Source organism: uncultured Aliiroseovarius sp., from assembly GCF_947492455.1.
Classification (GTDB): Bacteria; Pseudomonadota; Alphaproteobacteria; order Rhodobacterales; family Rhodobacteraceae; genus Aliiroseovarius.
In genome coordinates, this window is the sequence record NZ_CANLNB010000002.1 from 18,908 (window position 1) to 41,747 (window position 22,840).

The 22,840-nt window shown below is 59.1% G+C and carries 19 protein-coding genes; 7 read left to right on the top strand and 12 right to left on the bottom strand.

What is annotated here, in order from left to right:
• Nucleotides 1–13 precede the first annotated feature (13 nt).
• The 4 genes from Q0677_RS03505 to Q0677_RS03520 all read right to left on the bottom strand — a co-directional run bounded on the left by Q0677_RS03505 (nt 14) and on the right by Q0677_RS03520 (nt 4,387).
• Entirely contained in the window at nt 14–985 is a 972-nt protein-coding gene (locus Q0677_RS03505; RefSeq protein ID WP_298905866.1) for a D-glycerate dehydrogenase, read from the bottom strand.
• Nucleotides 982–1,872 carry a succinate--CoA ligase subunit alpha gene (gene sucD, locus Q0677_RS03510; RefSeq protein WP_298905869.1) on the bottom strand — a complete coding sequence of 297 codons (891 nt, stop codon included), beginning with the start codon at nt 1,870–1,872 and terminating at the stop codon, nt 982–984. Before sucD ends, Q0677_RS03505 begins: the two co-directional genes overlap by 4 nt.
• Nucleotides 1,869–3,068, bottom strand: coding sequence for a malate--CoA ligase subunit beta (locus tag Q0677_RS03515; RefSeq protein WP_298905872.1), 1,200 nt, complete (start codon nt 3,066–3,068; stop codon nt 1,869–1,871). Before Q0677_RS03515 ends, sucD begins: the two co-directional genes overlap by 4 nt.
• A gap of 77 nt (nt 3,069–3,145) precedes the next feature.
• Nucleotides 3,146–4,387 carry an aminotransferase gene (locus Q0677_RS03520; RefSeq protein ID WP_298905875.1) on the bottom strand — a complete coding sequence of 414 codons (1,242 nt, stop codon included), beginning with the start codon at nt 4,385–4,387 and terminating at the stop codon, nt 3,146–3,148.
• 219 nt (nt 4,388–4,606) lie between these two features.
• On the opposite strand from Q0677_RS03520, the gene Q0677_RS03525 reads away from it, so the two are divergent.
• A complete protein-coding gene (locus tag Q0677_RS03525; protein WP_298905878.1) occupies nt 4,607–5,242 on the top strand; it encodes a response regulator transcription factor in 636 nt (211 codons plus the stop codon).
• A 188-nt stretch (nt 5,243–5,430) separates the two neighbouring features.
• Here Q0677_RS03525 and Q0677_RS03530 read toward each other — a convergent pair whose 3' ends face one another.
• On the bottom strand, nt 5,431–5,715 hold the full coding sequence (locus Q0677_RS03530; protein WP_298905880.1) for a hypothetical protein: 285 nt from the start codon (nt 5,713–5,715) through the stop codon (nt 5,431–5,433).
• A gap of 290 nt (nt 5,716–6,005) precedes the next feature.
• Complete coding sequence (locus Q0677_RS03535; protein WP_298907471.1) at nt 6,006–8,075, bottom strand: phosphate ABC transporter substrate-binding/OmpA family protein; 2,070 nt, start codon at nt 8,073–8,075, stop codon at nt 6,006–6,008.
• A 485-nt stretch (nt 8,076–8,560) separates the two neighbouring features.
• Between Q0677_RS03535 and Q0677_RS03540 the strand changes: the two genes are divergently transcribed.
• Both Q0677_RS03540 and Q0677_RS03545 read left to right on the top strand, forming a co-directional pair.
• Nucleotides 8,561–9,220 carry a rhodanese-like domain-containing protein gene (locus tag Q0677_RS03540; RefSeq protein ID WP_298905883.1) on the top strand — a complete coding sequence of 220 codons (660 nt, stop codon included), beginning with the start codon at nt 8,561–8,563 and terminating at the stop codon, nt 9,218–9,220.
• Nucleotides 9,221–9,234: 14 nt separating this feature from the next.
• The gene (locus Q0677_RS03545) at nt 9,235–9,741 is read left to right on the top strand and encodes a hypothetical protein (protein WP_298905886.1); all 507 of its coding nucleotides are present in this window, start codon (nt 9,235–9,237) and stop codon (nt 9,739–9,741) included.
• A gap of 177 nt (nt 9,742–9,918) precedes the next feature.
• Here the strand turns inward: Q0677_RS03545 and Q0677_RS03550 are convergent, their stop codons facing one another.
• The 4 genes from Q0677_RS03550 to Q0677_RS03565 form a co-directional block, all read right to left on the bottom strand.
• Entirely contained in the window at nt 9,919–12,144 is a 2,226-nt protein-coding gene (locus Q0677_RS03550; RefSeq protein ID WP_298905889.1) for a protein kinase, read from the bottom strand.
• 406 nt (nt 12,145–12,550) lie between these two features.
• Nucleotides 12,551–12,982: a GFA family protein gene (locus tag Q0677_RS03555; protein WP_298905891.1), complete on the bottom strand. Its 432-nt coding sequence runs from the start codon at nt 12,980–12,982 to the stop codon at nt 12,551–12,553.
• A 21-nt stretch (nt 12,983–13,003) separates the two neighbouring features.
• Entirely contained in the window at nt 13,004–13,939 is a 936-nt protein-coding gene (locus Q0677_RS03560) for a carbon-nitrogen hydrolase family protein (RefSeq protein WP_298905893.1), read from the bottom strand.
• Nucleotides 13,936–14,802, bottom strand: coding sequence for a methyltransferase domain-containing protein (locus tag Q0677_RS03565; RefSeq protein ID WP_298905895.1), 867 nt, complete (start codon nt 14,800–14,802; stop codon nt 13,936–13,938). Before Q0677_RS03565 ends, Q0677_RS03560 begins: the two co-directional genes overlap by 4 nt.
• A 127-nt stretch (nt 14,803–14,929) precedes the next feature.
• Between Q0677_RS03565 and Q0677_RS03570 the strand changes: the two genes are divergently transcribed.
• The 4 genes from Q0677_RS03570 to Q0677_RS03585 all read left to right on the top strand — a co-directional run bounded on the left by Q0677_RS03570 (nt 14,930) and on the right by Q0677_RS03585 (nt 19,814).
• Nucleotides 14,930–16,531: a winged helix-turn-helix domain-containing protein gene (locus tag Q0677_RS03570; protein ID WP_298905898.1), complete on the top strand. Its 1,602-nt coding sequence runs from the start codon at nt 14,930–14,932 to the stop codon at nt 16,529–16,531.
• A 272-nt stretch (nt 16,532–16,803) separates the two neighbouring features.
• Entirely contained in the window at nt 16,804–17,814 is a 1,011-nt protein-coding gene (locus Q0677_RS03575) for a glycine betaine ABC transporter substrate-binding protein (RefSeq protein ID WP_298905901.1), read from the top strand.
• Nucleotides 17,815–17,911: 97 nt separating this feature from the next.
• Nucleotides 17,912–18,799, top strand: a complete 888-nt coding sequence (locus Q0677_RS03580; RefSeq protein WP_298905903.1) for a proline/glycine betaine ABC transporter permease — start codon at nt 17,912–17,914, stop codon at nt 18,797–18,799.
• Entirely contained in the window at nt 18,792–19,814 is a 1,023-nt protein-coding gene (locus Q0677_RS03585; RefSeq protein ID WP_298905906.1) for a glycine betaine/L-proline ABC transporter ATP-binding protein, read from the top strand. Before Q0677_RS03580 ends, Q0677_RS03585 begins: the two co-directional genes overlap by 8 nt.
• A gap of 61 nt (nt 19,815–19,875) precedes the next feature.
• Here the strand turns inward: Q0677_RS03585 and Q0677_RS03590 are convergent, their stop codons facing one another.
• Entirely contained in the window at nt 19,876–20,661 is a 786-nt protein-coding gene (locus tag Q0677_RS03590) for a carnitinyl-CoA dehydratase (RefSeq protein ID WP_298907472.1), read from the bottom strand.
• A gap of 14 nt (nt 20,662–20,675) precedes the next feature.
• Entirely contained in the window at nt 20,676–22,706 is a 2,031-nt protein-coding gene (locus Q0677_RS03595; protein WP_298905908.1) for an acetate--CoA ligase family protein, read from the bottom strand.
• Between the last annotated feature and the right edge of the window lie 134 nt (nt 22,707–22,840).

Below are 22,840 nucleotides of genomic sequence, written 5' to 3' on the forward strand. Positions count from 1 at the left end.
GGTCGTGAGAGGGTCAGATCACGCGGTCGCGGGGATCGCGGCCGTGGAAGAAGTCGTCGAGGTTGTCGAGCACACGGAATCCCATTGCCTCGCGCGCTTCACGGGTGGCACTGCCTAGATGCGGAAGCATCACCAGATTGTCGCATAGCAGAAGGCCCGGGCTGATGCGCGGTTCGCCATCGAAGACGTCCAGCGCGGCACCGCCGATCAACTCGTATTGCAGGGCTTGGATCAGGGCGAACTCGTCAATCACCTCGCCGCGCGCGGTGTTGATCAGGAAGGCCCCGGGCTTCATTAGGTCCAGCCGTCTGGAGTTGATCAGGTGGCGATTTTCGGCCCCCCCCGGACAGTGCAGCGACACGAAGTCGGATTGCGGCAGCAGATCGTCGATCGTGTCGACCTGGGTGGCATTGCACTTGGCCAGCACCTCGGGCGCAATCTTGCTGCGGTTATAGACGACGATGTCCATGCCAAAGCCGTGATGCGCGCGGCGGGCCATTTCCTGCCCGATACGGCCAAAGCCGATAATGCCCAGCGTCTTGCCGCTGACCTTGGTGCCGATCAGATGCGTCGGGCGCCAGCCGGTCCAACCGCCCGCCCGCAGCTCGCGTTCGCCTTCGCCGGCACGGCGTGCCACCATCAAAAGCAGCGTCATAGCGATGTCTGCCGTGCATTCCGACAACACGTCTGGCGTGTTGGTGACGGTCAGGCCAAGATTGCGCGCAGATGCCGCGCAGATGTGGCTATAGCCCACGCCGTAATTGCCCAGAATGCGGGTCTGTGCGCCGGGGGCATCCAGCGCCTCGGCATTCAGGGTGTCGGTCACCGTGGGCAGCACCGCGTCATAGCGTTTCAGTGTCTCGCGGATTTCGCCCGGCGACAGAGGTTTGTCGCCGGTGTTCAGGTGAAGGTTATAGTTCTCGGCCAGTTTTGCTTCGACAGCGGCTGGCCAGCGGCGGGTCACGAAAACTGAGGGTTTGATCATCGCGCAGCCTCCATCGCACGGGCAATGGTTTCCCCGATCACGGCGGGGTTTTCGGCCACGGTGACACCTGCCGCGGAGAGGATCTCGACCTTCTCGGACGCGCTTTCGCCAAAGGCCGAGATGATCGCGCCCGCATGGCCCATCGTGCGCCCTTTGGGGGCGGTCAGACCCGCCACATAGGCCACCACCGGCTTGGTGATGTGGTCGCGGATATGGTCCGCAGCCTCGGCTTCTTGCGGGCCACCGATTTCACCGATCATGGCGATGATATGGGTGTCCTCGTCCTTCTCGAACCGTTCAAGAATGTCGCGGAAGCTCGATCCGTTGATCGGGTCGCCCCCGATGCCGACCGAGGTCGACACACCGATACCGCGTTCTTTCAGCTGTGCGGCGGCCTCGTATCCCAGCGTGCCCGAGCGGCCGATGATGCCGACATGGCCGGGCAGATAGATATGGCCGGGCATGATCCCCAAAAGCGCCTTGCCGGGGCTAATGGTGCCCGCGCAGTTCGGGCCGGTCAGCAACATGCGCTTTTCCTTCGGATAGCGGTACATATAGCGCTTCACCCGGATCATGTCCTGCGCTGGGATGCCGTCGGTGATGCAGACACAGTAACGGATGCCCGCATCGGCAGCTTCCATGATCGAGTCTGCCGCGAAGGGGGGCGGCACAAACACCAACGAGGCATCGGCCCCGGTGGCCGCGACCGCTTCTTTCACCGTGTTGAAGACTGGAACGCCTTCCACGGTTTCGCCGCCTTTGCCGGGCACCACGCCACCCACGACATTGGTGCCATATTTGATCATGTCCTTGGTGTGGAACCGGGCCATGCGGCCCGTGATCCCTTGCACAATTACACGCGAGTCACGGTCAAGAAGAATGCTCATTTCACGGCCCTCATTCTGGTGGCTTGGGTTAGATCGTTTTGCCACGCGCCCACGGCGCGTTCGGCGGCTTCCATCAGGGTAGTGGCGCGGATGATCGGCAGGCCGGATTTGGCCAGGATCTTCTGGCCCTCTTCGACATTGGTACCTGCAAGACGCACCACGACCGGCAGGTCGATCTCTAGTTCGCGCAGCGCCTGAACCACGCCTTCGGCAACCCAGTCACAGCGGTTGATGCCCGCGAAGATGTTGACCAGGATCGCCTGCACGTTCTTGTCGGACAGCACCAGACGGAATGCTTTCGCCACACGCTCGGGCGAGGCACCGCCGCCGATGTCCAAGAAGTTCGCGGGCTCGCCACCCGCCAGCTTGATCGTGTCCATCGTTGCCATCGCCAGACCGGCGCCGTTCACGATGCAGCCGATGTTGCCATCAAGACCGACATAGGACAGGCCCCGATCCGCCGCGCGGCTTTCGCGCGCGTCTTCCTGGCTTTTGTCGCGCAGCTCGGCGATTTGGGGGTGCCGGAACAGCGCGTTGTCATCGAAGCTCATCTTCGCGTCCAAGGCGACCACGCGCTGATCTCCGGTTACCACCAGCGGGTTGATCTCGACCATCGTGGCGTCCAGATCGCTGAATGCGGCGTAGCAGCCTTGCAGCGTGCGGACCATGTGTGGCACCAGACCAGCTTCAAGCCCCAGCTCGAACGCAATCTCGCGTGCTTGGAAGTCCTGCAGGCCGACCGCAGGCTCGACGATCGAGCGTACGATGGACTCGGGCCTTTCAGCCGAGATCTCTTCGATCTCCATGCCGCCTTCGGATGAGGCAACGATCATCACGCGCTGGCTTGAGCGGTCCATCACGAAACCCAGATAGATCTCGCGGCCGATCTGCACGGTGCTTTCGACATAAACGCGGTAGATGCCTTTGCCCTCGGGGCCGGTCTGGTGGGTGACCAGATTGCGGCCGAACATGTCGTCGCAGGCTTCGTAGATTTCGTTCTCGGTATCACACAGCTTGACGCCGCCAGCCTTGCCGCGCCCGCCCGCATGGACCTGCGCTTTGACGATCCATTTCTCGCCGCCCAGTTCGCGGGCGCGATAGGCGGCCTGCTCGGGGCTATAGGCTAATGCGCCGGACGGCACCTCGACCCCAAAATTGGCCAGGATTTCCTTGGCCTGATACTCGTGGATATCCATGGGTTCCTCCTCCCTGAATGGTCCTAGTCTTGGTCTGTGCGGCGCTCCCTCCTCGAAGCACCGCGCAAGTTGGCGTGTTAGGCGGCGACGCAGGTGCCGTAGCGGCTGTCCAGAAGGGCGTCGATATTGCCCTGATCCACCTCGGCGCCCAGATCACGCATCGCCTCCGCAAAGAGCCTTACAATCTTGGTAATCACACCACGGTCCAGCAGGTTCAGAATGCCAATTCGGACCTGAACGGGGGCCGAAAGCGTCGGCCAGATGCCGAAACCCTGTGCGCGGCAGTTCTGCACCAGCTCCATTTCGCGTCCTGCAAGGGCAGGGGGCAGGTTCAGCACCACAAGGCTGGTCATGTTCGACGTCACCTTGCAGCCCATGGCGGTCAGCGCCTCGCGCAGGACGGCTTCGTGGGTGCGATACAGGCGGGCGCGTTTGGCCAGACCTTCTTGCAGCGCAAGGCGCAGGCTTTCGTGGAAGGCCGAGACTGCATAAGCAGAATGGGTGCGGTGATAGGTGCCTTTCTCGACGTCTTGTCCGTCGACGATGCCCCAGTGGCGGGCTTCGAAGATCGGGTTGTGGACATAGCTATAGGCCCCACGGGTTTTCAGCGCGTCGATATAGGTATCGGTAAAGCTGACCGGCGCATAGGTCAGGGGCAGGCAGCACAGGCCCTTTTGCGGGCATGACGCCCAGCCAGCGACGCCGGGAAAGTCGTCAATCGCGAACTCTTCGACGCCCAGCGACGATACTGCATCAATCAGGCCCATTGCGCCGTGGCGTTCGCACGCGTCCGAGAAGCCGCGCAGGTCGTTGATCCGACCCGATCCGGTTTCCCAATGCGCCATGAAGGCCCATTTCGGCTTGTGCTCGGCCAGCGCGGCCTCGACCATCTCGCCGGTGACCGAGGTGCCGTGGGGGACGTCGATAACGACCACTGATGCGGCCTGCGGGTTCAGCGGGTTGGCTTCATGTTCCTGCGCGGTCGCCGCCTTGATGTGCAAGGTCTGCGCGTCGATGCCCGAGAACGTGCCGTTCACGAAGGCGACAACGGTGTCGCCCGGCATGACGGCGGCGAACATGGTGTCCAGACCGCTCCAGCCTGTACCGGCGACAGCGAAGGTGTGGGTGTTCTGAGTGCCCCACAGGCGGCGCAGCATATGCTTACATTCGATCATGCCGCGCAGCACATCGCCCTGCATATGGTCGGCCATTCCGGCGCGGGAAAAGGCGGCCAGAACGCGCGCGTCGGTGTTGCCCGGCCCGGGGCCTGCGGCGAGCGTCTCGCTGATTTCCAGTTGCGGATAAATCTGCACTGTCATGGTCATTGTCCTTGGTTGATCGCTGCGCGTTTGCGCCTCTGACGTGATGTTGGCCGTCAGAAAACCGATCCTTGCCAGGTCCCGCAACGTAACTTACTACTGGTTTTGGTATCTAAATGGGTGGGGAAATACCTACCCGTTTGTGTAAGGATACCGCAGTATACCGCAGTTTGACCTACCAAAATGGGTAGTTTGTTGTGAATTCATGTGAGAAATCAAATGGCTGATCTTCCAAGTGCTCCGATCGACATCATGCTGGCAGATGGCAATCCGCTGGTTCTGACCGCGATGTCCGAGTTGTTCGACCGAGATCCCCGATTCTCGCTCGTGGCGACCTCGGCCACGGCAGAAGGCTTTCTGGGCACGGCAATGCGGGTGCCGGTGCAGGTGGGCGTGGTAGATTGGAATCTGCCGGTCATTGGCGCGGCCAAGCTGATCGAAGTCCTGCGCGAGCAAGACAACACGCCACGCTTCGTGGTATACGGAGACGCGGGGGGCGATACCGCGCGACTGGCCATGCAGGCCGGGGCGGCAGGCTTTGTGGCGCGTTCGGGCGAGGTGGCAGGCCTGCTGGATACCTGCGCCGAGGTCGCTGCCGGCAAGATGGTCTTTCCGTTCATCGACGTCCGCGAAATGCAGCAAGATCCGATCCACTCCTTGTCGCGAAAAGAGCGCGCCATGCTGGAGGCACTGGCAAAGGGCTTGTCCAATCGCGATCTGCCCAAGGATCTGGGGATTTCGACCAACACAGTGAAGTTCCACCTGTCGAATATTTACGAGAAGCTTTCGGTCAAGAACCGTGCCCAGGCGATTGCCTATTACTATTCATCTCAATTCGCAGGCGGGTCGCGCTAAGTCCTTCTATCGTCGAAATGTCATCTTGGGTGAACGGCGCATTAGGGTGCGGTCGCAAGGAAACAGCTAGAGGCGGGCAGGGCGGTTGCGAAGCTTGCAGAAAAACGCATCTGCCAATGCCACTATCTTTGACCTCTTCAACTCAGTGCGCAGTTCGGGTCAGCCCCGAGTGTCTCAAGAGTGGCGACCTACAACTGGCAAATTGGGTCGCGTTCCAGTTCCTTTTGCGCAAAGGGGCGCAGATCCGAGAACGTAACCGGCACATCCGTTGCAGACGCGCTGGCTCCGTTCTGACCTCCGGGTATACGAGTGCCGTTGGGTAGCAGAATTTGGGTCAACTCTATTGTCCCGATTTGCTTGATCAACAGTTCGTACATGTCCGTGTAGCTGACGCCTGCCCACAGCGCCGCGTCTTCTGGCAACAAGTTAAGGTAGCTAAGGCTAAACTTGAACTTCCCGTTGCGAAATCCCAAGTCCGTGATCCGTTGTTCTGTCCTGAATGAATGGACATCGCCCGGCGCCTATCCACGCACTTATAATACTGTCGGCCTTCGTCAGTGTACTGGCGTCATTGCCAGGAAGACCTTGAAAGCAGTTTTCGACTTTTCGTCATGTCGAATGGTCGGATCTTCCTAAAGCTTCACAGTGTCTGACCTGTTTCAATGCGAATATCGTTTTGATTTAAGGCCCTGTTTCCAGATCTTTCAGCGAAAAAGAGCCTTGAACGACGTCAAGGCTCTTTTCGATTTCTGGTTTGGCTGGGTTACTTGCTGACCCAGACCTCGACCCGGCGGTTCAGAGCGCGGCCGTCTTCCGTGTCATTACACGATGACGGTGCAATTTCGCCAAAACCCATAACCTTGATGTTCAAACCGTTCAGTTCGCCGTTTCTAGCGGCGGCTTCAACCTCGCTGCGGGCTTGGTTGGCGCGGGTGACTGACAGAGACTGGTTGCGACCAAACGCACCGACCGAGTCCGCAAAGCCAACCAGAACGACGTCCGAACCTGCGGGCAGGTCCTTCAGATATTGCACCAGACGCGGCAGTTCCCCGCGGGCCTTTTCGTCCAGACGGGCCGAACCTGTTCCGAACCGGAACGTGGTCGACAGACGGTCATACTTACCGATGGCGTCCAGCATATCGTCGGCGACCCGGGCCTCGGCGCCGGGCAGCGTGGCCGTTTGCAAAGCCGCCACGCGGGCGTCAGAGGGGCTTTGAACGCGGCGGGCGACGTCGAGGTTTACCAGACCCGCCTGGGCAATCAGGGCGTCAGCCTCTTCCGAGGTTGCAAAATCTAGGATCTGCTTGGCATCGGCGTTCAGTGTGTCCCCGCGGTTATACAGATACAGGCGGCGTCCAAGCGAATATTCTTCGGTCTTGGCCGAGAACGCGTCAGGAGAGGACGCAATCCCACACGCGCTGACCAGCGAAATCGGCTTTAGCCCTTCAAGGCTGGCATAGCTGACATAGCCGATGGCGCTTGGGTCCTGTTTGATCATCTCGACCACATCCGCAGCACTTTCTGCAACGGCTTGGTTGCTGCCAGATGCGCTACCACCTTCAAGAACGCGGTCCTCGAAGAATGCGCGTGCGTCTGACTCCGCACCTTGCGAGATCACTTTGATGGGGCCGCTCTGGCTGCTGATCTGCGACCAATCGGTGATGATGCCGCCATAGATCGCGCCCAAATTCTCCATCGAGATCTGATCTAGCGCATTGTCGGGATGGGTGACGATCACCAGGTTATCAAGGGCGATCAGATGCTCTTGATCGGCGCTGACCAGGTCCCCGGCGCCGGCCACAGCGAAGGAAGCAACCTCGGCGGGCAGGGCGTGCCGTGCGGACATTGCGATCTGTGCTTGACCATTTCCAAGGTCCTGAATGGCGCGCTGGGACGATGCCGAGGCAATCAGGTACGCGCCCAAGCGATCACCGTTGCCGCCATCGGAAATCAAGCTGGCCACCTTGCCGTCTTGATCCGCGCTGTCGGTGACTTCGACCACGGCGCCTTTCGAAGCGGCGTAGCCACTGATCAACAGCGGCATCATTTTCGCACCGATCAGATCGGGACCGGAAATCGTAAAGCTGATCTCGATCGGTGTGTCATCGCGCGCCGCGCTGGTGTCGGCGTCCGCGCTGTCGACCTCGATGATTTCCGAACCGATGGTGGGGCAGGCAGGGCCTTCGCATTTCACGGTACTTGCGCTGACACGCAGTTCACCAAGATTGGTTTTGATGACGTATTTGCCGTTGGTCACTTCAACCAGATCGCCCACGAATTTCAGATTTCCGTCAAAGGATGTCAGGGTCACGCGGGGGTCATCCGCGTTAATCTTGATGTTCTCTGGGATGGTTTCGGCCTGCTCAAGCGACTCGACAACAACCTGCGGGCAGCCGCCCCCGACACAGGTCACACTGTTGGTCGCGATCTGCAGATCACCCAGCTGCGTGCGCACAATATAGTTGCCATTTTCGATGGCGATCAGGTTGCCTTCGAACTTCAGCGCGCCATCAAATGATTGCAGCGAAACCGGCCCCCCTTTGAAGTCCGCGGGGGTACTATCGGCGCTGGCAACCTTGGTTGCGGGTTCCTCGAGGACTGGGCAGGCATCGCCCTCGCAAACCACGCCATCTGCGCCAATTGCGATATTTCCAAGATTCGTGTTCAGGATGTATTTACCGTCTTTGAATTCGATCAGTTCCCCGACAAATTTTAACGTTCCATCGGCTGATTGAAGCGTAACGTCAGAGGCAAAAGCAACGGCAGGCAGCTGCAGTGCTCCAAGAATGGTGGTCGTCTTTAAAAAGCGCTTGATGGTGCCAAGTGTGACCATTTTCACGGCAATCTCCTCTGATTGTTCTTATAAAATACAGACCTTTAAGTGGTAAAACTTGATGTGGCCCATAGCTGCTTATGTCGGTTGCTTCGGCATTTTGTAGGCCGAAAGTTTGAAGTTTGGTAAGCACTATATTTGGACAAAATGGGGCAATAATCGGGCATTGTTTCCGATTTTTTTACGCCGAGGACGCGAATCAGGCGACTTCTATAGGTGGTATTCATATAGTTTGACCTGAAAATAAGTGTCGTTGGGTCAATCAACGTAGACTTTTGGTCAGGGTGTTGAAATTTTTATCCGTTAACAGCGGAACAATCCGGGCCTTTCGCCATAAATTGTCCACATTCATCACCAAACATCACATGTTAACCTACCCCGCTGAGTGACCCCTTTTCGGGTGTGGATGAGCACTGTGTATGAGTGTTCGTGATGTGAGTGCCTCGCCCAGTCAGTACTTGGGACATTAACATTAGGAGATACACATGCGCTCTGCGTCATCTATTGCTTTTCGAATGCTCGCCGGTCTGGGTTTGGCAGCAACGCTTTCATTGCCGGTATCGGCGCAAGAGGTTTTTATCACCCAAGAGCTGCCGTTCTTTGAATTCGACAACGGGGTCGAGTTCCACGTCATCGAACGAAATCAAGACACAGACGCGACCATTCCGGATGCTTTCGCCAAGACCTCGCGCAAATGTCCGCCGTTCTGTATCGAACCGATGCAGGTTGCCGAAGGCGTCACGACCCTTGGAGAGCTGGAGCTTCTGAAGTTCCTTGAAGAGAAGGTGCAGGACGGCAAGGGCGCTCTGATCGACGCCCGGGTCGAGACCTGGTATCGCGGTGGCACCATCCCCGGATCTATCAACATCGCCTTCAACCTGTTTGAAAACCCGGAAGAGAACCCGTTCCTTTCCCCGGTGCTGCAGCTCTTCGGTGCTGTTCAATCCGGTGACGGGTCGTGGGATTTCACCAACGCCAAAGAACTTGCGCTGTTCTGCAATGGCCCATGGTGTGGTCAGTCGCCACGCGCGATCCGCAATCTGCTGTCGATCGGGTATCCAGCTGAGAAGCTGAATTATTACCGTGGTGGTATGCAGGCATGGCTTAGCCTTGGCATGTCCGTCCACGTTCCGGAATCGAGCTGATGAAAGCAGGGCATATGCTAAATACCCTAAAGTACTTTGCCGTTATCACAGCGATTTCAGTTCCGGCTGCAAGCCACGCGCAGGTGATGGCGCCGTCCATCGCCCAGCCGCAGGGGCAGGTGGTTCAGGCTGGCTATGATGATCTGAAAGAAACCGAGAAACGCCGCTTGGATTTCTACGCGCAGAAGATCGTGATCGAGATTTTGGCCACGGTGAAGGCCAATGAAGACGGAGATACCGCCGGTTTCAACAAGCATGGCAATGCGATGAAGTCGACTGCGGAACGCTATCTTGAGGCGGCCGAGAAGGCAGGTTTGACAGAATCCGAGGCTGATTTCGTATTCCATCAGCATCTGATCACCGGATATGAAGGCCCTCTCCCAGCCTTCATGGTAACCAGCACGGGACCAGCGGGCATTCGCGCGCTGATCTCTTTGCTGGTTCCAGAAACCAGTGTGTCCGAGACCGACTATCTGGATTCCATCCGCAATGCCGGTGGCGATACCTTCGGAAGCAACTAAACCCCACCGGGCGCGCAGAACCTGAATTGGAGGGGCTGCGCGCGCGGTTTGTTGCTTCTGGACCAGACTGCCAGTCAGGGCTTGATCCGGGCCAGAACCTAGGCAGCACCAACCATTCTATGACAAAGCCCCCGCATAAACTATGCAGGGGCTTTGTTTTGTGCAGTGTCCGCTGTGTTAGTTGGCGGTTTCCGGTGCATAGGTCATCGACACGAACCACAGGCTGTCGTTTCGGGTGACCGCGAAGTTGTACTTGGTCGTACCGGTTTCGATCTCGCGGCGCAGGATCTCGGCCATGGCGGTCTCGGTCTCGATCGCCTCGTTTCCGGGCATCAAGGCCACAATGCGATCCCCCGGAAGCAGCCCCGTCTTGCCGGTGCTCGTGCCGTCGACAACGGTGGTGACCCAGACGTCGTTTTGAAGCTGTGTATGGAAGCGCAAGCCGTTGGGCAGGCTGGTTTCCTTCAGGGCCGGCAGGGTTATGTCTTTCGACGACACGACCCCGACATCGCTTTCGAACGAGAACGTGGCCGTCACCTGATCGCCCGCGGCATAGGCAGCGGTTTCGCTGATGATCTGCGGGATTTCGGTCAGTGTTTTGACCGCGATACCATTCACAGATGTGATCCGCTGGCCGGGGTTGACTTGGTCTCCGAATGCGCCGCCTGCAAACAGGACGACATTGGGATCCGACAGGTTGGGAAGCACGGGGAATTCGACGACATTGGCCGTGCGAACCCCGAAGATTTCTTCGACTTGCTCGGCCGCCATGATGAGCGGTTCGGGTTCGGGTTCCGGCACCGGTTCGGGTTCGACCACAACCGGGGCAATCGGCTCGGCTGCGGCGAGCTCAATTGGTGCGCTGGCCGTGTCTGCTGTTTCGTCTGTTTCAGCTACGTCCTGAGATGCGGGAACACCGTCTTCTGCCTGTGCGAGCACGGCCTCAGGTTCCGCAACTGGTTCTACAGGAGCTGCGGGTGTCAGATCGACCGCCGCTTGGGCGGCCATCTCATCCGCGCGGCTTGCGTCCGCTGTCGGTTGAGGGGCAGGGGGCGTGGCTTCGGGCTGTTCGGTGACGGCGCCCGGAGCCGGAGCTGCCTCGGCGATCTGAGTGACCGGCTCTGAAGTGGATGCGGTTGCCGCTGCCGCGACCTGAGCATCCGCCACAGGCGTCGCATCCTTTGAACTACCCATCATGAAGAACCCACCAGCGCCGACAGCAACCAATGCAAGTGCGCCAAAGACCACGGCCTTGTTGCCCCCACCGGATCCATTTGTCACCACCGTGACGGAGGAAGTATTCTTCGGCGTAGTCTGGGTCAGGCCTTCACTGCGCGCGGTTGTCGCGACATCTTCATCACCGTTTAGCAGAGCGGTTACGATGGCTTCTGCGTGCTCGTTTGCTGGTTTTTCTTCAGTCCGATCCAGCGCCACGATGACCGAGCTTGCCTTGCCGCTGAACTCTTCGAATTGCACATCGGGCCCACGGAACATGCGCAGCCACTCAAGTGCGGATTGGACGCGGTTGACGACATGGACTTCCATCGCTTTGTCTAGCGCTTCAAGGAAGCCCTTGGGATAGCCCTCAAATCGTCCAGTCAGCGGCACGTATGGGTCAGGCGTGTCATTGTTGAAGGCATCCAGCCGCGACTTCCCGTCGACCGGGCGCGCGCCGCTGATGGCGTGATAGAGCGTGGCCGCCAGAACATAGAGATCGCTTGTCACGTCCTGTTCCGCGCCACGGGCATAGAATTCATGGGGCGAGTATCCGTCTTTCACCACGCGCAATGACAATAGCGCAGCCGAGCTTCCAGTCGTCAGCTCGCGTGCCGCACCGAAGTCAATCAGCAGCGGTTCGCCATCTTCGTCAATCAGAATATTGTCGGGCGAGATATCGCGATGAAGCATCCCGTTATCATGGATGAAGGACACCGCAGACAGCATTTTTTCGGTCACGCAGACGAAGAACTCGGGCGAGGTATCGTTCCGTGTGTTCTGCACATAGTCCAGCAAATCTCCACCGCGGATCAAGTCCATCGCAAGATAGGCGGTTTGGTTGTACTCAAAGACCTGATGCACATTCACGATATTCGGATGCACCAAGCGTGCGTGATTGCGCGCTTCTTGGATGAACAGACCGATAATGGCTTTCAGGTCTTCCGCATATTCCGGGTCAGCGGCTTCCACATTGCTACCCACGCGACGGCACAGGGCGCCGGGGTAGCATTCTTTGATGACCACCTGCCGTTCCAGGCTGTCGCGCGCCAGATAGGTGATCCCGAAGCCACCACTGCTGAGAAAGCGCAAAATCTCGTACTGACCGTGAAGCAATGTTTCACCGGGCTGCAGCACGTCGACCTGAGGGGTTTGTACATCTTTACCAGTGGCCTGGGTTTGGCTCATTGAGTTGACCTGCATCTTTTAATTTTCGCGCAATAGGAGTCAGCTTGTGACTGTTTAGAACTTGGTAAAATGCAACCACTAGTAATTCATATAACTTAACTTGTGAATTTAGACATAAATGCGGCAGAGGCGTGGATTCGGTATGACTCTGCGTAACAAAGAGGTGACGGGTAAGTCATTGTTGCGCTAACAGAAAATGTAACCCAAAGGTCAGTTTTGGTCCGACGAGAGGCTAACCAGAGCCTACGCCATACCCGCCAGCAGCTTATACCGGCTACGCCCGCTACTTATTTCAGAAGTAGGCGCGAGGTTCCGGTGGAACGTCGCAAGCCACAAAAGAAAAGGCGACCTTGGGGAGACACGAGGTCGCCTTCTGGTTTAATCTCCGGGGCATGAAGGGGTGAGCCTATTCCGGCAGTTCCTTTCCACTTCCACCAGCTTCAGACGGCATGTCGTTAAATTTCGGAAGGCCATCGTGCATGCGCAGGACGGTCTCGGCATAGTGAACATGCAGGGCGGGTTGGAACTCCAGATCCGGCAACATGGCGGCATAGATGTCGACCAGCCCCATCTCAGGGTGGTCCGTCATCAGGTGGCCACCGCAGGATGTGCAGTATTTCCGGTGGCTTTGAGGGGTCTTGCAATAGGTCGCTATGTGTTCTTCGCCTGATGTGATGGTCAGGCTGGTAGGATCCCACAGCGAGAAGGCATTGACGGGCGCTGCCGACCACGTTCTGCACGATGTACAGTGGCAATAGCCCATCCCAGCAGGGGTGCCTTTGACTGTGAAGGTGACTTTTCCGCAGAAACAGCTTCCGTGATAGGTTTGATCTGACATGGGAATTCTCCTTTTCTGTGGTTAATCGGTGAAGGTTGCGGGCGGTTGCGCTGCGCGGTTGACCGACAGGCTGAAGACATCCGGGCGGGCATAGTGGCCGGCCACGTCGAACTTGCGACGCGAGGCGCGGGCCTCGGCGGGATCGATATCGGCCATCAGAAGGCCTTTTTCGCGATGCATCGGGCCAGCCATCACGCCGCCGAACGGCTTGTAGATCACGGCGTCGCCGGGGTTCACCCATTCGTCCTTATTCGGGAACAGCTCGTCGAAATGAGGGATGTCGGTTGGGATATCCGCAACCTCAAGCGCGGTGGCGCAGCCGATCACCCAGCAGCCGCCTTCGCGTGCGATATGCTGCATCGTTGCCTGCCATGTGTCGCCGCTGTCCCATGTGGGCGCGACATAGATGTCGATGTCTTGGGCGTACATCGCGAAGCGCGCCAAGGGCATGTAGTTTTCCCAGCAGATCAGCGCGCCGATCCGGCCCACGGCGGTGTCGACCACCTTCAGGCCCGACCCATCCCCAAACCCCCAGACCATGCGTTCCGGGTTGGTCGGCATCAGCTTGCGGTGATTGTTTGCGATGGTGCCGTCCGCATCGATGATCACGCAGGAATTATAAAGGGTCGAGCCTGACACCGCCCCGTCCAACTCCTGATACCCCGCGACAATCACTATCTCGTGCTCGCGTGCGGCGTCTTGCAGCGGGGTCATGCCGCCGTGGCTCAGGTCAATGGAATTGGCCTGCATGCGGGTAAACAGCTCGTCGGTTTTTCCCATGCCCGCGCCGGGCGGCAGGCGCCAGACGAAGGTGGGATAGCCGGGGAACCAGGCCTCGGGAAAGACGATCAGCTTGGTGCCGTCAGCGGCGGCCTTTTCGATCAATCCGACAGCGCGTTCCATGCTGGCGGCCAGATCAAGATAGACGGGCGGTTCTTGAACAACTGCGGTTTTCATTGGATGTCCTTTCCATTGCGGCCCGAGACGACGACCATTTCACAGGGGCCGACAAAGCCGTTTTCAGTTTCATAAGCAGACAAGGCGTCTGCGATTTCGTCCCAGACGCTTTCCTGTTCCGCGCTGCTGAGGCCCGACAGCATCTGGTGCAGCGCTCCAAAGCTTTCTTTCTCGAACCGCAAACAGTCCGCGGCATGGGGCAGGCGCAGCGGCGCCTCGATCACACGTTCTTCGATGTCGTCGAACCCCGCGGTCTGCAGTACGTCTGCCAGCACGCCTGCGCCACCAAGGCTGAAGGGGCCGGGTTGTCCGGGCAGGGGCGGCGGCAGGGCCGCGCGTTCGCGGATGATCGACACCGGGGTCGAAAAGAACCCGTTGCGATCCGGCGTGGAGTAGACCATCGCCGCGAACCGCCCGCCGGGTTTCAGCGCCCTGCGGATACGCCCCAGTGCGGCTTGTTGGTCGGGGAAATAGATCAGGCCAACACGCGAGATCGCTGCATCGAATGAGGCTGCGGGCACGTCCAGAACCTCGCCATCAGCAACCAGAGTGTCCAATTGGTCATGTCCAGCAGCGCGCGCGTTCTCGGCGGCGAACTCGAGGATGTTTTCCGAGATGTCGGTGGCCAGCACCCGGCCCGTTGGACCAACCCGCGCGGCAGCGACAAGGGATTGCTCACCAGCCCCTGCGGCCACGTCCAGAACATGGCTACCATGCGAGATCGCGGCCATATCCAACATGGCCTCGGTCGCTGGTCCCAGCCATTGGTTCAGAACTCGCCCCCAGTCATTCCACGCTTTTGCAGCGTCCTGCCACTGGGCGTGCGTTGTTGTCTTGTACGTTTCTGCATTGAACGCGGTCATCCTGTGTCCTCCTGTCAAAACTTGTCTGAAAGCTTGCAAAACAGGGCCGAAAAAAGTCCCGACGGTTTTCCAACGGTTTCCCGATTTTTGCGCTATGATGAAAAAAAACCCATGAAAGCGAGCGCTTATGCCGTCCTCTGCAGATCATCCCCAATACGTTGTGCTGGATCACATTGTGACGCCGGACACCAACGAGATCGCGTTGGGGGATCAGGTCACACGCCTTGAGCCGAAGTCGATGGAGGTTCTTGTTCACCTCTTCGCCCATGCTGGCGAGGTCGTGTCGCGCGATCAGCTTCAGGATGCGATCTGGGGCGATGTGATTGTGGGGGATGACAGTCTGACAAACGCGATCATCAAGATCCGCAAGGCGTTCAAGGATGACGCGCGCGATCCCCGCGTGGTCGAAACCATCCCGAAACGGGGGTATCGGTTGATTGCCGATGTGTCACCGTTTGTGCCGCAGCTCACAGTCAGGGGGAAATCGGGAAGCGTTCTTGTCGCAGGCGCAGGACTGCTCGTGGCGATGGCCGGGATCTTTGTCTCCTTTTGGGCGCCAGATGACCCAATCCCTGAGGTCGTCGTACGGGCCGATGACCGTGTTCATGTCGCTGTTGCGCAATTTCAGAACATCAGCGGAGACCCCACGCAGGATTACTTGGCGCAAGGTGTTCAGCAATCGGTTCTGACCGGGCTGGTCGGAGTGCAGCAGATCGCGGCGTCTCAGTTGGGCACCGGGGCAGCCGCTGACTATTATCTCGAGGGCAATGTCCTGCGCGCGGGCGAGCGCATTCGGATCGACACGCGGCTCAGCGATGCCGAAACGGGGGTCATCCTGTCGACCCAGCGCCATGATCGTGCTTTCTCGGATCTGCTTGAGGTGCAGGCTCTGATCGAGGCGGATCTGGTCGCGGCCTTGGCGCTTGATATCGATCTGGCGCATCGGACCGCGCAATCGCGGGGGCTGACCGACAGCATCGAGGCCTATGATCTGTTTCTGCAGGCCCGCGCGGCGCTTCTTCCGCGTGATCCGCAAAGCAATACCCGCGCCCGCGCACTTTATCAGCAAGCCATTCAGCGCGATCCCAGTTTTGCTCGCGCGTATGGCGGCCTGGCGCTGACCCATGCCGCCGATTTTCGCAACGGGTGGGTGCGTGACACCGATCATGCGCTGCAACAAGCACAAGCGATGGCCGAGACCGCGCTTGGGATCGATCCCAATTTGCCGGATCAATACTGGGTCATCGGGTACGTCCAGACGCAAAGACGCAATTTCACCGCGGCTGAAGCTGCCCTGAACGAAGCCCGGAAACGCGACCCCGGATACGCCGATGCCTTGGCGCTGCTTGGGGGCATTCGGACATATACGGGCCAGCCCGCCGACACGGTGCCCCTGTTGCGTGATGCAATGCGGTTGCGGCCCGATGCGGGCTATCTCTATTTCCTGTTGCTCGGGCGCGCGTATTACTTCCTTGAGAACTGTGCGCAGGCACAGATCAATCTGGGTGAGGCCATCACGCGAAATCCGTCGAATACAGAGGCGCGCCTCTATTCGGCCGCGTGCATGGTAAGGCAAGGGGATGTCGAGGGCGCTGCGTGGGAAGTGGAAGAGGTTCTAAGCATTGACCCCGCGTTCTCGATCAAGGGGTTTTGGGCGACCTACCCGATGACCGCGCAGGCGCAGATTGCGGCGCTGACCTCGGATCTTGGTAAAGCTGGCCTGCAATAGGGCTTGCCTGCAAGGTAGCGTTCCCGTTGAGCCCGCAATAGAGATTCACGTTCGGCTACAATATCTTGTGTATATTTTCGCCTGTGCGTGGAAATATTCAAAGATGTTGCAATTTCACATTCTCCGTGTTTCACTGTTGGCGCAGCTCGGAGCAGTGACGCCGAAAGGTCGATACATCCGGGAAATCAGCCGCGAGGGCTGGTGACTGACCGTGAAACCGAAGATCCGCGGTCCTTCAAGTCGAAAAGATCTGGATAGGGAAAAACCCCCAAATGAAAAAAACTGTCAAAGGTGCACTTGGTGTAGCTGGTGCTTTGTTTGCGTTCAGCCAAGGCGCAGCAGCGGAGGAATGCGGCAAGGTTTCCATTGCCGAAATGAACTGGGCCTCGGCCGAGTTGATGGCGAATGTTGATGCCATCATTCTAAGCGAAGGCTATGGATGCGATGTCGAGAAAGTGCCCGGTGCCACCACCACCACATTTGCCTCGATGAATGAAAAGGGCCAGCCCGACGTGGCCCCTGAACTTTGGACCAACGCGGTCCGCGAGCCTCTGGCTGTGGCCACAGGCGAAGGCTCGATGGTTGTCCTGAACGATGGCCCAATCACCGATCTGGGAGAGGGCTGGTGGATTACGCCTGCCTTTGCAGAAGCCAACCCGGAGCTGAACACGGTCGAGAAGGTTCTGGCGCGTCCGGACCTGTTCCCGGATGTGGAAGATCCGTCGAAAGGGGCGTTTGTTACGTGCCCGGCGGGCTGGGGTTGTCAGTTGACCAATGCCAACCTGTTCCGCGCCTTTGGCATGGAAGAAAAAGGCTGGGTTCTGGTTGATCCGGGTTCGGCCGCAGGTCTGGACGGTTCGATGGCGAAAGCCGCCGAACGCGGCGAACCTTGGTTTGGCTATTACTGGTCGCCCACCGCTCTGATCGGCAAATACCAGATGGTGAAACTTCCGTTCGAAGCCGAATGGGGCGGATCGGAAAACTGGGATGGCTGCATGGTGAAAGCCGAGCAAGACTGTGCTGACCCGAAACCGTCGTCTTGGACTGAAAGCCAGGTGTCGACCGTTGTGACCGATGATTTCGTTGCGAACTCGGGCCCGGCGCAGGATTACTTCAAGGCCCGCGTATTCCCCGGTTCGGTGATGAACGAGATGCTGGTCTTCATGACCGAGAACCAAGCCACCGGTGAAGACGCCGCCTATGAGTTCCTGGCAACGCACGAAGACCTGTGGAGCACTTGGGTGCCTGCAGATGTGGCAGAAAAGGTCAAAGGCGCGCTCTGATCCCTAAGGGTCGCGCAGCCGATTTGATCATTGCCGAGGGCATTTTGCGTGTCCTCGGCGAATGCATGAACAAGCAAAAACATACAGGGGGCAGGACATGGAGTTTCTGACCGAATTCCCGTCACTTGGGCGCAAGGACCTGAGTGCGCTCAGACGTGCTATCGACGGCACGTTCCGCGAGTTCACCCGCGCATGGGGTGAAACAATCGAGGCGATCTTCTATCCGCTTCTGAGATTTCTGGTCTGGTTCGAGGATCTGCTTCTGGCCACACCTTGGCCGATTATCATCCTCGTCCTGTGCGGCTTGGCTTATGCCGGCGCGCGGTCATGGAAAATCACCATCGGGGCAGGGGTCTGTCTGATGGTCATTGGTTTTTTCGGCATGTGGGAAGACACGATGTCGACACTTGCAATCATCTCGGTTGCGACCTTCCTGTGTATCCTCGTGGGTATCCCGCTGGGTGTCATGATGGCCCGCTATGATCGTGCGCAATCAATCATCACCCCCATCCTTGACGTGATGCAGACGATCCCCAGCTTCGTTTACTTGATCCCCGTCGTGATGCTTCTGGGCATCGGTAAGGTGCCGGGGCTTCTGGCGGTCTGCATTTATGCGCTGCCGCCCATCGTACGCCTGACAAATCTGGGCATTCGCCTTGTGGACAAGCAGGTGATGGAAGCTGCGGACGCCTTCGGTGCCTCCTACAAAGAGAAGCTCTTTGGAGTTCAGATTCCGCTGGCCCTGCCGAATATCTTCGCCGGTGTGAACCAGACCATCATGATGGCCCTGTCGATGGTCGTCATCGCGTCGATGATTGGTGTGCAGGGACTTGGCGTTCCGGTTTTGCGCGCGATTTCAAACCAGTATCTGGCGCTTGGCTTGATGAACGGTCTGGCCATCGTAGCGCTGGCCATCATCTTTGACCGCGTCAGCCAGACCTATGGCAAACGCCTGCAAGCCTATCGGGAGACTGGCCATGACTGATGACATCAAGATCTCGATCCGCAACCTTTATAAGATCTTTGGCAACAATCCTGCCAAAGCGATGGAGCGGGTGCGCGAGGGGCTGTCGAAGGATGACCTGCTTGATCAAACCGGCCATGTGTTGGGGTTGAATGACATCTCGCTTGATATGCATGATCGTAAGATCCAAGTGGTGATGGGCCTGTCGGGGTCGGGGAAATCGACGCTGATCCGTCACCTGAACCGCTTGATTGATCCCACAGCGGGCGAGGTCATCGTGGATGGAGAAGACGTCTTGGCGATGGATGAAAACCGTCTGCGCGATTTGCGCCGGTTCAAAATGTCCATGGTGTTTCAGAAATTCGCGCTTCTGCCGCACCGCACGGTTCTTGAGAACGCCGAATACGGGTTGCTCATTCAGGGGATCAAAGAAGACGAGGCTGGAAAACGGGCACGCCATTGGCTCGACCGTGTGGGGTTGACGGGCTACGAGGATTACTATCCCGGCCAGCTGTCTGGCGGTATGCAGCAGCGTGTGGGGCTGGCCCGCGCGCTGGCGACGGATGCCGACATCCTGTTGATGGACGAGGCGTTCTCGGCGCTGGATCCGCTGATCCGCATGGATATGCAGGGGATCCTGTTGGAGCTTCAGGAGGAGCTGCACAAGACCATCGTCTTCATCACCCACGACTTGGACGAGGCGCTGCGACTGGGCGATAATATTGCCATCCTACGGGATGGGGCGTTGATCCAGACCGGCGACGGGCAGGACATCGTGCTGCACCCGGCGGACGACTACATCGCGGACTTCACCCGCGAGATCAACCGCGCCAAAGTGGTGCGCTTGCGCGCGCTTCAAAAGCCATTGAACGGGGCGGCTCCGGCGGGGGATGCACTGGCGGATAGCATGGTGCTTGAGGACGCCCTTGAAGTGATCGCAGGCGCCGAAGGACATATCGTTCCGGTGAAGGACGAACAGGGCAAAGTCACTGGACAGGTTCATCTGGCCGATGCGGTGGCTGCGATGCACGCCTGACTTTGCATTCTGAAAACGCGAAAGGGTGGCCAGTTCAGCCGCCCTTTTTTATTATTGGGATCTACTTGCCCTTCCAGACGGGATCCCGCTTCTCGGCAAAGGCCCGCGCGCCTTCAAGCTGGTCTTCCGAACGATAGAGTTTTTCCACCGTTTCAAACTGGCTTTTGGTGATCTTGTTGAGCGCATCTTGGAACTTCATGTCCTCAGCCTCTCGCACCACTTCCTTGATCGCGGCGTAGACCAGCGGCGGGCCTGAGGCCAAAAGCTCGGCCAGTTTGCGGGCCTCGGCCATCAGGTCAGCAGCCGGGTAGACATGGTTGATCATGCCCCAGCGCGCGGCTTCCTCGGTGTCGATCCAGCGGCCGGTCAGAAGCATCTCCATCGCGATGTGATAGGGGATCCGCTTGGGCAGTTTGATCGAAGCCGCATCCGCCACAGTCCCCGACCGGATTTCCGGCAAGGCGAAGGTCGCGTGGTCTGCCGCAAGGATGATGTCTGCCGACAGCGCCAATTCCAATCCGCCACCACAGCAAATCCCGTTCACCGCGCAGATCACCGGCTTGTTCAGCCCGCGCAGCTCTTGCAACCCGCCAAAGCCGCCGACGCCATAGTCTCCATCCACAGCATCGCCGTCCGCAGCAGCTTTCAAATCCCAGCCGGGGCAGAAGAATTTTTCGCCCTCAGCCGTCAGAAGCGCGACGCGCAACTCGGGATCATCGCGGAACGCGGTAAATACGTCGCCCATGATCCGGCTGGTGGTCAGATCAATCGCATTGGCTTTGGGGCGGTCCAGCGTGACCTCAAGAATGTGGCCATTGCGCGTTGTGCGAACGGGGCCGTCAGTCAGATTGGTCAGGTCGGTCATGTTTCTCCTCCGGTGCGGATCAGGGCATCTGCGGCCACGGCACGATCGGCCATCACCATCAGCGGGTTAACTTCAACTTCGGCCACGGGATTGGCCATCACATAGGACTGGATTGCGTCCACCGCGTCCAGCACCGCGTCCATATCGGCAGGCGCCGCGCCGCGATATCCGGCGAGCAAAGGCGCGATTTTCAACTGCTCCAGCGCCGTGCGAACGTCATCACGGTGGACGGGCAGCAGAAGGGAACGGCTGTCCTTCAAGATTTCGGTCAGCGTGCCCCCAGCCGCCACTGTCAGCACATAGCCATGTGCCGGGTCATAGGTTACGCCCACAAGCAGCTCTGCCAGCACGCCGGTCAACATCTCTTCCACAAGGTAGCTGTCGGTGGGCATTCCGCGTGCGGCGTCTGCGACGGCTTCGGCGCTGGTCAGGTGTAGCGCGACCGCACCGGCCTCGGTCTTGTGGGCGATGCCTTCGCCTTTCAGAACGACCGGGAAGCCCAAGTCCTTGGCGGCCTCGGCGGCAGCGTCGGGCGCGGGGACACGCTGTGCGCCGGGCACCCGCAGTCCAAACTCTGCCAACGCGGTTTTTGCGTCGGCTTCGGACAATGTCGTGCCTTCGTCCGCTGGTGGCTCCAGAAACAGGGGCGTGGCCTGCGCCGGGGGCAGGTTCGCTGCCAGATCAATCGCGGCCATCGCCTCGGCCATCCCCGAAAATGGTACGATCCCACGCGTCATCAAAGTCTGTGCGACATCCTCGGGCATAGTATCTGTCAGCGAAGCCAGAATGCCCATGGGGCGCCCGGTGGCGTGCATGGTTGCTTCGACCGCATCTATCACCTTGTCCCATTCGGCACTGTCACAGCGATCAGCGCGCGGGAAGTCCAGAACTACCACGCCAAGTGACAGATCTCCCTGCATAAGCGCCGTAAACGTTGCGGTCATCGCGGCGACATCGCCCCAGATATACGTGTGGTAATCCAACGGGTTGGCGAGCGATACTTTGGGGCCAAGTGCCGCGCGCAACCCGTCTGATTGGGCAGGCAGAAGGGCCGGGAAATCGATGCGAAGGGCGTGCGCCGCGTCCGCCATCAGGCTGGCCTCACCGCCCGAGCAGGAAGCCGAGGCAATTCGGTTGGAGGTAAGCGGTCCGGTGACATGCAAGAGCTTCAGCGCCTCAAGGAAGGCGGATAGGTTGTCCACCTGACCAATTCCCAGACGTTCCAGCATCGCGCGCGCGCCTGCGTCGCTGCCGGCAAGGGACGCGGTGTGCGAGATCGTGGCGGCCCGCGCTTGATCTGACCGCCCGACTTTCAGCGCGATAATGGGCTTACCAAGTTCGGCCGCGCGCTGCGCCAGCGCCTCGAACGCGCGCAGATCGCCGATGCCTTCGATATGCAGTCCTAGCGCGGTAACGCGGCTGTCTTCTAGCAATGCTTGCCCGATTTCGGCCAGCCCGGTTTGCGCCTGATTGCCCGCCGTGACCACATACGCCACGGGCAGGCCGCGCTTCTGCATGGTCAGGTTGATCGCGATGTTCGAGCTTTGGGTGATGATCGCCACACCGCTCTCGCATCGCGTCACACCATGTTGGTCGGGCCATAAGGCGGCACCGTCCAGAAGGTTCAAAAATCCGTAGCAGTTGGGGCCGATGATGGGCATGTCGCCCGCGGCATCCAGAAGCGCGCGCTCAAGGTCTGCACCGTCGCCAAGTTCGGCCTGCGCCTCGCGGAACCCCGAGGCAAAGCAGATTGCGCCCCCCGCGCCAGCGGCTGAGAGCGCTGCAATTGCCTCGATGGTCACATTCCGGTTCACGCCGACAAAGCTTGCATCTGGAGCCGAGGGCAGGGCTTCGATCGACGGGTAGGCGGGCAGCCCGCCGACCTCGGGTTTCGTCGGGTGGACGGGCCAGATCTCGCCCTGAAAGCCCACCTTGCGGCATTGCTCGATCACATTGGCGCACCAGATTCCACCGCCGATCACGGCGATGGAGCGCGGGCGCAAGAGGCGATTTAGTGATCTAGACATGAAATCTCCCACCCGTTGCTACATGGCGAAGGGGCGCTGCCCCTGCCGTGAATTCTGACGAATTCCCGCCACCCCGGGATATTTTAGGCCAGAAGAAGCAAGGTTTTGTTAACCAGGGTCTGTCACAGTCGGAC

What these genes read in the sequence shown, in the direction of transcription:
- Q0677_RS03505 (WP_298905866.1), bottom strand. Translation starts at nt 985, where the DNA reads ATGATCAAACCCTCAGTTTTCGTGACCCGCCGCTGGCCAGCCGCTGTC.
- sucD (WP_298905869.1), bottom strand. Translation starts at nt 1,872, where the DNA reads ATGAGCATTCTTCTTGACCGTGACTCGCGTGTAATTGTGCAAGGGATC.
- Q0677_RS03515 (WP_298905872.1), bottom strand. Translation starts at nt 3,068, where the DNA reads ATGGATATCCACGAGTATCAGGCCAAGGAAATCCTGGCCAATTTTGGG.
- Q0677_RS03520 (WP_298905875.1), bottom strand. Translation starts at nt 4,387, where the DNA reads ATGACAGTGCAGATTTATCCGCAACTGGAAATCAGCGAGACGCTCGCC.
- Q0677_RS03525 (WP_298905878.1), top strand. Translation starts at nt 4,607, where the DNA reads ATGGCTGATCTTCCAAGTGCTCCGATCGACATCATGCTGGCAGATGGC.
- Q0677_RS03535 (WP_298907471.1), bottom strand. Translation starts at nt 8,075, where the DNA reads ATGGTCACACTTGGCACCATCAAGCGCTTTTTAAAGACGACCACCATT.
- Q0677_RS03540 (WP_298905883.1), top strand. Translation starts at nt 8,561, where the DNA reads ATGCGCTCTGCGTCATCTATTGCTTTTCGAATGCTCGCCGGTCTGGGT.
- Q0677_RS03545 (WP_298905886.1), top strand. Translation starts at nt 9,235, where the DNA reads ATGCTAAATACCCTAAAGTACTTTGCCGTTATCACAGCGATTTCAGTT.
- Q0677_RS03550 (WP_298905889.1), bottom strand. Translation starts at nt 12,144, where the DNA reads ATGAGCCAAACCCAGGCCACTGGTAAAGATGTACAAACCCCTCAGGTC.
- Q0677_RS03555 (WP_298905891.1), bottom strand. Translation starts at nt 12,982, where the DNA reads ATGTCAGATCAAACCTATCACGGAAGCTGTTTCTGCGGAAAAGTCACC.
- Q0677_RS03560 (WP_298905893.1), bottom strand. Translation starts at nt 13,939, where the DNA reads ATGAAAACCGCAGTTGTTCAAGAACCGCCCGTCTATCTTGATCTGGCC.
- Q0677_RS03565 (WP_298905895.1), bottom strand. Translation starts at nt 14,802, where the DNA reads ATGACCGCGTTCAATGCAGAAACGTACAAGACAACAACGCACGCCCAG.
- Q0677_RS03570 (WP_298905898.1), top strand. Translation starts at nt 14,930, where the DNA reads ATGCCGTCCTCTGCAGATCATCCCCAATACGTTGTGCTGGATCACATT.
- Q0677_RS03575 (WP_298905901.1), top strand. Translation starts at nt 16,804, where the DNA reads ATGAAAAAAACTGTCAAAGGTGCACTTGGTGTAGCTGGTGCTTTGTTT.
- Q0677_RS03580 (WP_298905903.1), top strand. Translation starts at nt 17,912, where the DNA reads ATGGAGTTTCTGACCGAATTCCCGTCACTTGGGCGCAAGGACCTGAGT.
- Q0677_RS03585 (WP_298905906.1), top strand. Translation starts at nt 18,792, where the DNA reads ATGACTGATGACATCAAGATCTCGATCCGCAACCTTTATAAGATCTTT.
- Q0677_RS03595 (WP_298905908.1), bottom strand. Translation starts at nt 22,706, where the DNA reads ATGTCTAGATCACTAAATCGCCTCTTGCGCCCGCGCTCCATCGCCGTG.